This window comes from Blastococcus sp. SYSU DS0552, from assembly GCF_054050815.1.
Genome location: NZ_JBJHAB010000013.1, coordinates 21,604 through 33,938, shown reverse-complemented (window position 1 = coordinate 33,938; position 12,335 = coordinate 21,604). Strand labels below are relative to the sequence as shown.

Annotated in this window: 11 protein-coding genes; 7 read left to right on the top strand and 4 right to left on the bottom strand. The window is 75.3% G+C overall.

The genetic code is table 11. The features are described 5' to 3' along the window. The first annotated feature begins 42 nt into the window (after positions 1-42). Positions 43-1,371, top strand: a complete 1,329-nt coding sequence (locus ACI8AG_RS14110) for a GAF domain-containing protein (protein ID WP_456597550.1) — start codon at positions 43-45, stop codon at positions 1,369-1,371. Between the two features lie 49 nt (positions 1,372-1,420). Then, entirely contained in the window at positions 1,421-2,737 is a 1,317-nt protein-coding gene (locus ACI8AG_RS14105) for an MFS transporter (RefSeq protein WP_456597549.1), read from the top strand. On the opposite strand, the gene ACI8AG_RS14100 is transcribed toward ACI8AG_RS14105, so the two are convergent. Next, positions 2,659-3,114, bottom strand: coding sequence for a hypothetical protein (locus ACI8AG_RS14100; protein ID WP_456597548.1), 456 nt, complete (start codon positions 3,112-3,114; stop codon positions 2,659-2,661). The two genes, ACI8AG_RS14105 and ACI8AG_RS14100, sit on opposite strands and share 79 nt — an antisense overlap. Positions 3,115-3,473: 359 nt before the next feature. On the opposite strand from ACI8AG_RS14100, the gene ACI8AG_RS14095 reads away from it, so the two are divergent. The 5 genes from ACI8AG_RS14095 (at position 3,474) to ACI8AG_RS14075 (ending at position 10,289) form a co-directional block, all read left to right on the top strand. Then, the gene (locus ACI8AG_RS14095; RefSeq protein WP_456597547.1) at positions 3,474-4,010 is read left to right on the top strand and encodes a (2Fe-2S)-binding protein; all 537 of its coding nucleotides are present in this window, start codon (positions 3,474-3,476) and stop codon (positions 4,008-4,010) included. Then, positions 4,007-6,475, top strand: coding sequence for a xanthine dehydrogenase family protein molybdopterin-binding subunit (locus ACI8AG_RS14090; RefSeq protein WP_456597546.1), 2,469 nt, complete (start codon positions 4,007-4,009; stop codon positions 6,473-6,475). The genes ACI8AG_RS14095 and ACI8AG_RS14090 overlap by 4 nt, the downstream gene beginning before the upstream one ends. After that, the gene (locus ACI8AG_RS14085; RefSeq protein ID WP_456597545.1) at positions 6,472-7,329 is read left to right on the top strand and encodes an FAD binding domain-containing protein; all 858 of its coding nucleotides are present in this window, start codon (positions 6,472-6,474) and stop codon (positions 7,327-7,329) included. The genes ACI8AG_RS14090 and ACI8AG_RS14085 overlap by 4 nt, the downstream gene beginning before the upstream one ends. A gap of 94 nt (positions 7,330-7,423) precedes the next feature. Beyond that, entirely contained in the window at positions 7,424-8,524 is a 1,101-nt protein-coding gene (locus ACI8AG_RS14080; RefSeq protein ID WP_456597544.1) for an SRPBCC domain-containing protein, read from the top strand. Positions 8,525-8,738: 214 nt separating this feature from the next. Continuing rightward, positions 8,739-10,289, top strand: coding sequence for a DUF222 domain-containing protein (locus tag ACI8AG_RS14075; RefSeq protein ID WP_456597543.1), 1,551 nt, complete (start codon positions 8,739-8,741; stop codon positions 10,287-10,289). A gap of 10 nt (positions 10,290-10,299) precedes the next feature. On the opposite strand, the gene ACI8AG_RS14070 is transcribed toward ACI8AG_RS14075, so the two are convergent. The 3 genes from ACI8AG_RS14070 to ACI8AG_RS14060 are packed head-to-tail and all read right to left on the bottom strand — an operon-like array spanning position 10,300 to position 12,265. Next, entirely contained in the window at positions 10,300-10,923 is a 624-nt protein-coding gene (locus tag ACI8AG_RS14070) for an alpha/beta hydrolase family protein (RefSeq protein ID WP_456597542.1), read from the bottom strand. Then, the gene (locus tag ACI8AG_RS14065; protein ID WP_456597541.1) at positions 10,920-11,591 is read right to left on the bottom strand and encodes an HAD-IA family hydrolase; all 672 of its coding nucleotides are present in this window, start codon (positions 11,589-11,591) and stop codon (positions 10,920-10,922) included. Before ACI8AG_RS14065 ends, ACI8AG_RS14070 begins: the two co-directional genes overlap by 4 nt. Next, positions 11,588-12,265, bottom strand: a complete 678-nt coding sequence (locus tag ACI8AG_RS14060; protein ID WP_456597540.1) for a DedA family protein — start codon at positions 12,263-12,265, stop codon at positions 11,588-11,590. Before ACI8AG_RS14060 ends, ACI8AG_RS14065 begins: the two co-directional genes overlap by 4 nt. Positions 12,266-12,335: the final 70 nt, after the last annotated feature.

Genomic DNA, 12,335 nt, shown 5'->3' with positions numbered 1-12,335 from the left:
CGCCGGCAGCGGCCACGATGACCGGGAGATGAGCGACTCCCCGTGGCGCGGCCGGTGACCACCGCCGTCAACCCGTGGCTGGCGCTGCCCGACGGGTCGCCGTCGGCCGCCCGCACGCGCCGGTTGCGCGCGGCGCACGAACGCCTGGTCACCGCCGGTGCGCTGCCCGTCGACGACGCCGTCCGCCCGGTCGTCCGCGACTCGTGGCGGCGCTCCCTCGGCAGCGGCGTGGACCCCGACGGCGGGCTGCCCCCCGTGGAGCTGCTGGACGCCGACCTGCTCGCCTACCGGGCGGCCCACCCGCTGGCGCCGGTGCTGCCGGTGATCCGCCGGCTGCTGGTGCAGGACGCCGAGGCCGACCGGATGATCGTGGCGGTCACCGACGCCGCGGGGCGGATGCTCTGGGTGGAGGGCGACCGCCGGCTGCGGGCGCAGGCCGAGGGCGTGAACTTCGTGGCGGGCGCTCGCTGGTCGGAGGAGGTGGCCGGCACGAACGCGCCCGGGACGGCGCTGGCTGTCGACTCCGCCGTGCAGATCTACGGCAGCGAGCACTTCCGGCGCTCGGTGCAGCCCTGGAGCTGCTCGGCCGCGCCGGTGCACGACCCGGCAACCGGTGCGCTGCTCGGCGTCATCGACGTCACCGGTGGCGACCACGTGGCCAGCCCGCACGTGCTCACCCTCGTCCGCGCGACGGTGGCCGCCGTCGAGTCGGAGCTGCGCTGGCTGAACCGGGAGCGGCTCACCACCGGCCCGGCCACCGGGGCGCCCGCACCGGCGGCGGCGCGCCTGGAGGTGCTCGGCCGGGAACGCGCCCGGCTGCTGCTGCCCGGCGGGCCGCTGGAGCTGTCTGTCCGCCACTCGGAGCTGCTGTTCCTGCTGGCAGAGGCGGCCGCCTCGGGGCAGGGCCGGGACGCCGCCCAGCTCGCCGCCGAGGTGCACGCCGGGTCCGCGGCGACCGTCACGGTGCGGGCGGAGCTGTCGCGGCTGCGCCGCCTGGTGGGCAGCGAGCTGCTCGCGTCCCGCCCCTACCGCCTGGTCGGCCGGCTGCACACCGACGTGGAGCAGGTGCGCCGGCTCGTCGCGCGCGGGGAGGTCGGTGCCGCGCTGGAGCACTACGCGGGGCCGGTGCTGCCCGGCTCCCAGGCGCCGGGGGTGCGGCAGGCCCGCGACCGACTGCTGGCGGTGCTCCGCCGGGCAGTGCTCACCGGGCGCCGCCCCGACCTGCTGCTGCGCCTCGCCCAGCTGCCCGAGGTGCGGGAGGACGCCGGGGTCTGGCAGGCGCTGTGCGAGGTCCTCCCGGCGGGCTCGCCCCGCCGGGCGGCGGTGACGGCGCACCTGCACCGCCTGCGGCTGGCCGGCCGCACGCGCTGATCCGCCCGGTGCGGGAATGCTGAGGGCTGCTCACGACTTCGCAGCTGGCGTGACCGCAGCACCCCTCGTCGACCGACCACCCCTGAGCCCCGTCCGGGTCGTCGTGGCCATCGTGGCGCTGGCGCTCGGCGGGTTCGCGATCGGCACCACCGAGTTCGTGACCATGGGCCTGCTGCCCGACATCGCCGAGGGCGTGGGCGTCGACATCCCCTCGGCCGGCCACGTCATCTCCGCCTACGCCCTCGGCGTCGTGGTCGGCGCCCCGGTGATCGCGGCGATGAGCGCCCGCCTGCCCCGGCGCGCGCTGCTGGTCGGCCTGATGGGTGCCCTGCTGGTCGGCAACGTGCTCACCGCCCTGGCGCCGGGCTACCCGACGCTGCTGGGCGCCCGGTTCCTCGCCGGCCTGCCGCACGGCGCCTACTTCGGCGTGGCCTCGCTGGTCGCCGCGTCGCTGGTCGCGCCGCGGCTCCGTGGCCGCGCGGTCAGCTCGGTGATGCTCGGCCTGGCCGTCGCGCTGGTCGCCGGCGTCCCGGCCGCGACCTGGCTGGGGCAGGCGGCCGGCTGGCGGGCGTCGTACTGGCTGGTGGTCGTCCTGGCCGCGGCCACGGTGGCGGCCGTGCTCGTCGTCGTCCCGCCGTCACCGGGGCGGCCCGACGCGACGGTGCGGGGCGAGCTGGGCGCGCTGCGCCGGCCGCAGGTGCTGCTCACCCTGGGGGTCGGCGTCGTCGGCTTCGGCGGCATGTTCGCGCTCTACAGCTACATCGCCCCGGTCGTCACCGACGTCGCGGGCCTCTCCCGGGGCACCCTGCCCGTGGTCCTGCTGGTGTACGGGATCGGCGGGATCATCGGGACGGCGCTGGCCGGGCGGCTGGGCGACTGGTCGCTCTTCCGCTCGCTCGTCGGCGCCCTGGTGGCCCTGATGGTGCTGCTCGCCGTGGTCGCCGGGGTCGCGTCCTGGGTGCCCGGCCTCGTGGCCGGCGTCTTCCTGGTCTCGGTCAGCGGCTCGACCCTGGCGATCCTGCTGCAGCTGCGGCTGATGGAGACCGCGGGGGAGGCGCAGATGCTCGGGGCCGCCCTCAACCACTCGGCCCTCAACATGGCCAACGCCCTCGGCGCCTGGGCCGGCGGGCTCGTCATCGCCGCGGGCCTCGGCTACCGGGCGCCCAGCGCCGTCGGCGCCGGGCTGGCGGCCGCCGGGCTGATCCCGCTCGCGGTCTCCGCCGTCCTCCGCCGCCGTGAGGGGGCGGGCCGGGACGCGCCGGGCGCGGGGGCCCGTTCCGCGGAGGCCTACGCCTCCGCGCCCTGGGACTCGTCGGTCCGCGGGGACAGCAGTGCCCCGAGCGCGGTCTCGATCCGCCGGCCGTAGCGGTTCGCGTACCGGATCCCCGGCCTCCCCGGGCCCTGGTCCAGGCGGGCGGGGAGCCCGTCGGCGACCAGCCGGTCGACCACCGCGGCGGTCAGCGCCGGGTCGTCGGTGAACGAGAACCCGGTTTCCATGGCCCGCCACTTCCGGCGGTCGAGCACCACCAGGGCGGTCACGACCGCCGCGGGACCCGCACCGGCCCGGGCCGGTAGCGGCCACCCCGTCGGCCGCAGCACCGGCACGGACGCCGCCGCAGCGGCGGAGCAGGCCCCGAGGAGGGCGCCCCAGCCCACCGCGTCGAGCCGCGCCGTCCGCAGGAACGACCGCCGTCGGCGACGGGCGAACCAGGGCTGCGGCCGGAGCGGCACCACGGATCCCACGGGTCACCGATCCCGGGAGCGCGCGGTCACCGGCATCATCGGCCGAGACTAGGTAGACCCGGGTCCCGGCACCACGCCTGCCGCCCCCTTTCTGCTCCGGACGGCCGTGCCGCGCGCGGTGAGCTGCAACGGGGACGCAACGTTGTCCCGCCGGCGGTGCCGCGGCCGTCCACCACCGGAGCGCCCGGAAATCCTGGTCTTTCCGGGGGACTTCGGCTCCCACCGGCGGATCGGGGCAGGCTCGCGTGCAGTTAAGCGTGGCCAAAGTCACTCCTTTCGGGTCAGACTCCGCGGCAGGTCCACGGTCGACCGTGGGCGCGGTCTGCAACGAGGGACCCCTGCAACGAGGCGGAGGACTGATGACCCGGATCAGCGTGCGGGTGGACGGGGCGTCCTACCAGGACGACGTCGAACCCCGGACACTGCTCGTGCACTACCTGCGCGAGCAGCTCGGCAAGGTCGGGACCGTGGTCGGTTGCGACACCAGCAACTGCGGTGCCTGCACCGTCCACCTGGACGGCGAGGCCGTGAAGAGCTGCACCGTGCTGGCGGTCCAGGCCGACGGTGCCGAGGTGACCACCATCGAGGGCGTCGCCCGCGACGGCGAGCTGCACCCGGTGCAGAAGGCCTTCCACGAGATGCACGGGCTCCAGTGCGGCTACTGCACCCCCGGGATGATCATGGCCTCGATCGACCTGCTCCAGGACAACCCCGACCCGAGCGAGGACGAGGTGCGGGAGGGCATCGAGGGCAACCTCTGCCGCTGCACCGGCTACCAGAACATCGTCCGCGCCGTGCAGCAGGCCGCCGGTGAGCTGCGTGGCGCCGGCAGCGGCTCCGTCTCGCCCGCGGCGGTCGACACCGCCGCCGCGCCGCACGTGGTGGGGCAGGCATGACCGCCGTGGGGGAGCGCACCGGCGCCCCGGCCCCCGAGATCGGCAAGGCGCGCCGCCGCAAGGAGGACGCCCGGCTGATCACCGGCGAGACCACCTGGACCGACAACATGGTGCTGCCGGGGATGCTGCACCTCGCGGTCGTGCGCTCACCCGTAGCGCACGCGCGGATCACGAACGTCGACGTCAGCGCCGTCCGGGAGGCGCCCGGCGTCATCGCCGTCTACACGGGTCAGGACCTCGCCGAGGAGCAGGGCTCGCTGCCCTGCGCCTGGCCGGTCACCCCGGACATGGTCAACCCCGGGCACCCGTCGATCGCCGTCGACCAGGTCAACCACGTCGGCGAGGCGGTCGCGGTGATCGTGGCGCGCAGCAAGACCGCGGCGCAGGACGCCGTCGAGCTCGCGGACATCGACTACGAGCCGCTGCCGGTGGTACTGGACATGGAGGAGGCGGTGAAGGAGGGCGCGGACCTGGTCCACGACCACCTGGAGTCCAACACCAGCTACCACTTCGTCTTCGACGCCGGCGAGATGGGCACCGGCGCGGACACCGAGCAGGCGTTCGCCGACGCCGACGTCGTCGTCAGCCGGCGGCTGATCCAGCAGCGGCTGATCCCGGCGTTCATGGAGCCGCGCTCGGTCGTCGTCCAGCCGCAGGGCGACAACTACACGATGTGGTCGGCGACCCAGATCCCGCACATCCTGCGGGTGATGGCGGCGATGGTCACCGGCATCCCCGAGCACAAGCTGCGTGTCGTCGCCCCCGACGTCGGCGGCGGGTTCGGCGGGAAGCTGCAGGTCAACCCGGAGGAGATCCTCTGCCTGCTGATCGCCCGGCGCCTGGGCAAGCCGGTCAAGTGGACCGAGACCCGCAGCGAGTCGCTGATGACCGCGCACCACGGGCGCGACCAGATCCAGTACGTCGACGTCGCCGCCGACCGCGAGGGCAACCTCAAGGGCCTGCGCGTGCGGCTGCTCGCCGACATGGGCGCCTACCTGCGGCTGATCACTCCCGGTGTTCCGGCCCTGGGCGCCTTCATGTTCCCGGGCATCTACAAGTTCCCGGCCTACCGGTTCGAGTGCGACGGGGTGTTCACCAACAAGGTGCCCACCGACGCCTACCGCGGCGCCGGCCGCCCGGAGGCCACGTTCGCGATCGAGCGGATCATGGACGAGCTCGCCGTCGAGCTCGGCATGGACCCCCTCGAGCTGCGCCGCAAGAACTGGATCAAGGCCGAGGAGTTCCCGTTCACGACGGTGGCCGGGCTGGCGTACGACAGCGGTGACTACGACACCGCGACGCAGCAGGCGCTGGAGCTGCTCGGGTACGACGAGCTCCGTGCCGAGCAGCAGCGGCGGCGGGAGTCGAACGACCCGGTGCAGCTGGGCATCGGCATCTCCACCTTCACCGAGATGTGCGGGCTGGCCCCCTCCCGGGTGCTCGGCTCGCTCTCCTTCGGCGCCGGCGGCTGGGAGCACGCGGCGATCCGCATGCTGCCCACCGGCAAGGTCGAGGTCGTCACCGGCTCGACGCCGCACGGCCAGGGCCACGAGACGGCGTGGAGCCAGCTGGTCGCCGACTCCCTCGGCGTGCCGTTCGAGGACGTCGAGGTGCTGCACGGGGACACCGCGATCGCCTCCCGCGGGCTGGACACCTACGGCTCCCGGTCGCTGGTGGTCGGCGGCTCGGCGGTGGTCAAGGCGGCGGACAAGGTGATCGCCAAGGCCCGCAAGATCGCCGCGCACCTCCTGGAGGCCAGCGAGGACGACCTCGACTTCGAGGGCGGGAAGTTCTCCGTGCGGGGGACCCCGGGCACCGGGCTCGGCATCCAGGAGATCGCGCTGGCGATCTTCGCGGCGCACGACTACCCGGAGGGGATCGAGCCCTCGATCGACGCCGAGGCGACGTTCGACCCGGAGAACTTCTCCTTCCCCCACGGCACGCACCTGTGCGCCATGGAGGTCGACACCGAGACCGGGTTCGTGAAGATCCGCAAGTACGCCTGCGTCGACGACGTCGGCACGATCGTGAACCCGCTGATCGTCGAGGGGCAGGTGCACGGCGGGCTGGCGCAGGGGATCGCCCAGGCGCTGTACGAGGAGGCCGTCTACGACGCCGACGGCAACCTCACCACCGGCACCTTCGTCGACTACCTGGTGCCCGCGGCATCGGACCTGCCGCACTTCGACACCGGCAACACGGTGCACACAGCGCCGGGCAACCCGATCGGCGCCAAGGGCGTGGGGGAGGCCGGCTGCATCGCCTCGACGCCCGCGGTGGTCAACGCCGCGCTGGACGCCGTCCGGCACCTGGGCGTGCAGGACATCCGGATGCCGCTGACCCCCGAACGGGTCTGGCGGGCCATCCACGCCGGAGGCGACGGCGGCGACCGGGCATCGGCCCGGACGAACGCGCAGGCCGTCGACTCCACCGACGCCCCGTCCACCTCCGGAGGTGCCCAGTGATCCCCGCGCCGTTCGAGTACGCGCGTCCGACCAGCGTCGACGAGGCGCTGGAGGCGATCGCCGCCGGCGGGGAGGACGTGAAGATCCTCGCCGGCGGGCAGTCGCTCATCCCCGTCATGCGGCTGCGGCTGGCCGCGCCGGAGACCGTCGTCGACCTGGGGCGGGTCGCCGAGCTGCGGGGGGTGCGGGACGACGGCGACGCGATCGTCATCGGCGCGATGACCACCCACTCCGACGTCCTCGCCGACCCGCTGATCGCGCAGCACGGCCCGCTGATCGCCGAGGCCACCGGCACGGTGGCCGACCGGCAGGTGCGCCACCGGGGCACCTTCGGCGGGGCCCTCGTGCACGCCGACCCGGCCGGTGACCTGCCGTCCGTGGCGCTGGCGCTCGACGCCGAGTTCGTGATCGCCGGGCCCGAAGGACGCCGGACCGTCGGTGCCGCAGACTTCTTCGTCGACTACCTCACCACCGCGGTCGAGGAGGGCGAGCTCCTGGTGGAGGTGCGGGTGCCGAAGCTCGCCGGCCAGTGGGGCATGCGGTACGAGAAGTTCAACCGCGTGGCGCAGGCCTGGTCGATCGTCGCGGTGGCCGCCGCGGTGCGCCGCGAGGACGGGCACATCGCCGAGGCGCGGATCGGGCTGACCAACATGGGCCCGACGCCGCTGCGGGCCGGCGCGGTGGAGGCCGCGCTGTCCGGGGCCGAGGCGACGCCCGAGGCGATCGCCGCGGCGTCCGCCCGCGCCGCCGAGGGGACCGAGCCGAGCAGCGACCTCAACGCGCAGGCGGACTACCGGCAGCACCTGGCGACCGTCCTCACGCGCCGGGCGGTGACGGCCGCCGCGGGGCTGTAGCTTGTCGAAGGACCCCCTTGCCCCCCAGCACTCGCAGGCTCGCGCCGGGTCCCTGCAAGGGGGCCGTGCCAGTCCGTCACCCGGAGGTTGACCCGTGCAGCTGGAGAACTCGTTCACCGTCCCGGTGCCCGTCGACGAGGCCTGGCGGGTGCTGCTCGACATCGAGCGGATCGCCCCGTGCATGCCCGGCGCGGCGCTGGACTCCGTCGACGGTGACGACTTCACCGGGCGGGTGAAGGTCAAGCTCGGGCCGATCAACCTGACCTACCAGGGGAAGGCGTCGTTCATCGAGAAGGACGAGGCCGCGCACCGGGCGGTCATCGACGCCCGGGGCAAGGACCAGCGGGGCAACGGGACGGCGGCGGCGGTGGTCACCGCCAACCTCCGCGCGGAGGGCTCGGTCACGCGGGTCGACGTGCTCACCGACCTGAACATCACCGGGCGTCCGGCCCAGTTCGGGCGCGGCGTGATGACCGACGTCGGCAACAAGCTGCTGGGGCAGTTCGCCGACAAGCTCGCCGCCCAGCTCGGTGAGGGGGACGCGCAGGGCGACGCCGACCGCGCGGCCGCATCGGCGGAGGCCGGCCAGGCGGCGGATGCCGGCCCGGCGGCGAAGGCGGCGGCGACGGCCACCGGCGTGGTCGAGGAGGTGGCGGCCTCGGCGGAGCAGGCCGCCGGCGAGGGGACGGCGGCCAAGAAGGCCGCCGCCGCCACCAAGAAGGCCGCCGCGTCGGCGACCGACAAGGTCAGCGCCGCGGCCGAGGAGCCGCCGGCGAAGAAGGCGGCCCCGGCCAAGAAGGCCGCCGCGAAGGCGGCGCCCGCCAAGGCCGCGCCGGCGAAGAAGGCGGTCGCGGGCAAGGAGACGGCGACCACGGAGACCCCGGCCAAGGAGACCGCGGCCAAGGTGACCGCCGAGAAGGCCGCCGACACCGCGCCGGCGGGCAAGGCGCCCAGCGGGCCGCCCACCGGCAACACCGCTCCGCCCGGGCGCCCGGCCACGGGTGCGCCGCTGCGGAGCGTGCCTGACGCCGCCCCGGCGGAGCGACCGCGTCCGGCGCAGTCCGAGCCGGAGCCGATCGACCTGCTGGAGGTGGCCGGAGGGGCCGCGTTGTCCCGCTACGCCGCCCCGGCTGCCGGGGTCGCCGCGCTGGTGCTGGTCGTCGCCCTCGTCGTACGGCGCCGCCGCCGTCGCTGAGGCCGTCGGACCGGTCCGTCACGTTCCGGGTTCCGGGTCCGGGGCATGACCTCCGGGCGGCGGCGCCGCGTCGGTCGATCCCTCGGTGCGGCACGAACCGAGCCGCTGCCCCGGTTCCGCTTAGCCATGCCTCGGCGCCTGGACGGGCAGCCGTGATCCAGTCGCCGGGCTCTGACCTGCGGGAACTGTCGTACCCCCCGCTTAGCCTGCGGGTATGTCGGTGGTCGGGTTCGCGGTCGGGGTGACCGTGATGCCGGTGAGCCCGCCGTCGGAGTGGGAGCTGGCCGACCCTGATCCGTTGCCGCGGCTGGGTGAACCGTTGAGCGCGTGGCTGCCGGCCCGGCGGGGTGCGGCGGAGGCGGCGGAGCTGCTGGGGCAGATCGTGGCCGCGGAGGCGCAGCTGGCGGCGCTGCGGGCGGAGCTGGTGATGGATCTGGCCGCGGCGCGCCCGGCCCCGGCCGATCCGCTGCCCGGCGGTGAGCGGGCCGGCACCGTGGGGCCGCCAGAAGTCAGTGAGTTCGTGCCCGATGAGCTGGCCGCGGTGCAGAACTGCAGCCGCACGGCGGCGGTGACGCAGCTGGAGCACGCCGAGGTGCTCACCACGCTGCTGCCCGCGACGTACACACGGCTGCGGCTGGGGCGGTTGGACTGGCCCCGTGCCCGGGCGATGGCCGCGGAGGTCGCCGTCACCGGGCGGGAGACAGACCCGGGCGTGATCGCCGCCATGGAGGCCGCCGTCCTGCCCACCGCCACCGAGCTGGGGGTGGGGAAGCTGCGGGAGGCGGTGCGCGCCGAGCTGATCGCCCGCGACGCCGCCGCGGCCGACCGCCGCCGACGGGCCCGGCAGCGGGCAGCGGATGTGACGGTGCGCCCGGTCGGGGACGGGATGAGCGAGCTGCGCGCCCTGCTGCCCCATCCCGAGGCCCGGGCCTGCCGGGACGCCGTCGATGCCCATGCCCGCGCGGCGAAGGACGCCGGCGATGCCCGGCCGATCGGCATGCTCCGCTCGCTCGCCACGGCGGATCTGCTGCTGCGCCCCTGGCAGGACCGGCCGGCGGTGACCGCCCAGCTGACGGTGGTCGCGCCCCTGTCCGCGCTGACCCCGGCCGGGTTCCTGGCCTCGGGCGCCCCGGCACCGGCCGCCTTCACCCCACCCGGCGCCGCGTCCCCGGTCGGGGAGGTCGACGGGGAGCCGATCACCGCCGCCCACCTGCGCGAACTACTCGCCGCCCTGGATGCCGCCGGCGTGCAGGCCCCGCCCGCCGGCAGCCTGCAGATCGCGCTCACCGACGCCACCGGAAGACTGCGGGCGGTCACCGGCCGCCGCGAAGTGGAGCGGCTGGCCACCCACGGCTGCCCCGACCACCCCGACCGGTCCTGCGGCTGCCCGCTGCTCGGCACACCGGGTCCGGTGGACCGCTACCGGCCCTCGGCCGCCCAGCAACGCTTCCTCGCAACGCGGGATCGCACCTGCCGGCACCCCGGCTGCACCGTGCCCGCCGGCTGGGCCGATCTGGACCACGTCATCCCGCACGCCGACGGCGGGGCCACGGCCTGCGACAACTTGTGCTGCCTGTGCCGTCGCCACCACCGGCTCAAGACCTTCGCCCCCGGCTGGACCCACACCCTGGGCGACGACGGCGTCCTCACCGTCACCACCCCGTCCGGGGTCACCCGCACCACCCGACCACCCGGCTACCGCGTCCTCACCGCACCACCGCAACCGCCACCGCCGCCCGAACCGCTGGAGCCACCCCCGTTCTGACCCCGAGCGGTCAGCCCGGGAGCACCTCGGCGAGCCAGGAGGCGGCGGCCGCGCCGACGAGGTCCGGGTTCTTCTTCAGCGAGTGGTCACCGGGGACGGCGTACACCGATGCGCTGCCCCGGCCGGTCAGCACCGCGGCCACCTCGGCCGGCGAACCGAACGCGTCCCGCTCGCCCTGCACCACGACGACCGGGACGGTCACGCCCGCGAGCTCGTCCGCCCGGCTCTTCTCCGGCCGGCCCGGCGGATGGAGCGGGAACGCCAGCGCGAGCACGCCGTCGGCGCGGACCTGTGCCGCGGTGCGGCAGGCCACCCGCGCCCCGGCGCTACGGCCCCCGACGACGAGCGCACCGGTCAGGTGCCCCGACCCCGAAAGGTGCGCCAGCACCGCCCGCCAGCCCTCGTCCAGGCGGGCCGGCGCCGGGGCGATCTTCTTCCCCGCCACGCGCCACGGTTGCTCGATGCGCAGCACCCGCCACCCGCCCTCGGCGGCGTCGCGGGCGACCGCCTGCAGGTCGGCCGAGTCGGCCCCACCCCCGGCCCCGTGCCCGAGCAGCAGCGTCCCGCGGGCTCCGCCGTCGGTCAGGTGGGCGCGGGCCGGGCCGTGCGGCGTCCCGATGTCGAAGGCGGTCACCGCGGCGGGAGGGCCAGCAGCGCGTCCACCGCGCCGGGGAGGTCAGGGGCGGCGACGTCGGGCTCGCCGTACACCGCGGGGAACACCCGCTCGCTCCGGGGGAACCACGCGCCGGTGAGCCCCGCCCGCTGCGCGCCCAGCACGTCCCAGCCGTGCGCGGCGACGAGCGCCATCCGCTCCGGCGCCACGTCGCAGACGCCGGCCGCCCACAGGTACACCTCCCGTGACGGCTTCCAGGCGCGGATGGTCTCGCTCGTCATGCTGCGCTCCACCAGCGGCGTGATCCCGCCCCGCTCCAGCCCCGCCTCGGCCACGCCGGGCGAGCCGTGGGACAGCGTGACGACCCGGACCCCGGCCTCGGCCAGCCGGCGCAGCGCGGGCTCGACGTCGGGGTGCGGCGCGAGCTCCCCGAAGGCATCGGCCACGGTCGCGCGCTGGTCGGCCGACAGCTCGCTCTCCTGGGCCAGCGCGGCGTCGAAGGCGTCCCGGAACCGGCACCAGGAGCCGACGGCGGCCGCCGCGAAGCCGGTGAGCAGCGTGCGGGCGAACACGGTGCCCAGCAGCGCCTCGGGCTCCCCTGACTCGACCAGGGTGGCACGGACGGGCGCGAGGTCGAGCAGGGTCTCGTTGACGTCGAAGGCGACGACCTCGGGGCGATGCCGGATCACGATGTCGGGTCCCAGTCCTCGTCCAGGTGCTTCCCGGCCTGCGGGGGCCGGCGCATCCTCCCGGTGGCCTTCTTGTAGACGAACCAGGAGACGCCCAGCACCACGGCGGCCACGACCACGTAGTCCAGGTACCGCAGGTTCTCGTAGATGAAGTCGCCGGCCGCCACGCCCAGGGTGACCAGGACGGTGTTCCAGATCAGGCTCCCCGCCGCGGTGAACAGCAGGAACTGCCCCAGCGGCATCCGCACCACCCCGGCGGGCACCGAGATGAAGCTGCGCACGATCGGCACCATGCGGCCGAGGAAGACCGCAGCGCGGCCGTGCCGCTCGAACCAGGCGAAGGTCCGGTCGACGTCCTCGGTCTCCACCAGGGGCAGCCGGTCGAGGAAGGCGTGCGACCGGCGTGGCCCCAGCGCCCGCCCGACGTAGTAGAAGAAGATCGCGCCCAGCAGCGAGCCCAGGGTGGCGAATACGATCACCGGGACGATCGACATCCGGCCGTCGTTGATGAGCACGCCCGCCAGGCCGAGGACCGCCTCGCTCGGGATGGGCGGGACGACCGTCTCGAGGAGGATCGACAGCCCGACCCCGACCGGCCCCAGGGTCTCGACCAGGTCCAGCAGGAAGCCGGTGATGCCACCCTCGTCGGAGGCCGCAGCGGCGAGGAACGACATGGGCTCCACGGTATCGGCGCCCTCCGCCCGCCGCCGCGCCCCTGGGCCGGCGCGGAGCTAGGTTCGGGAC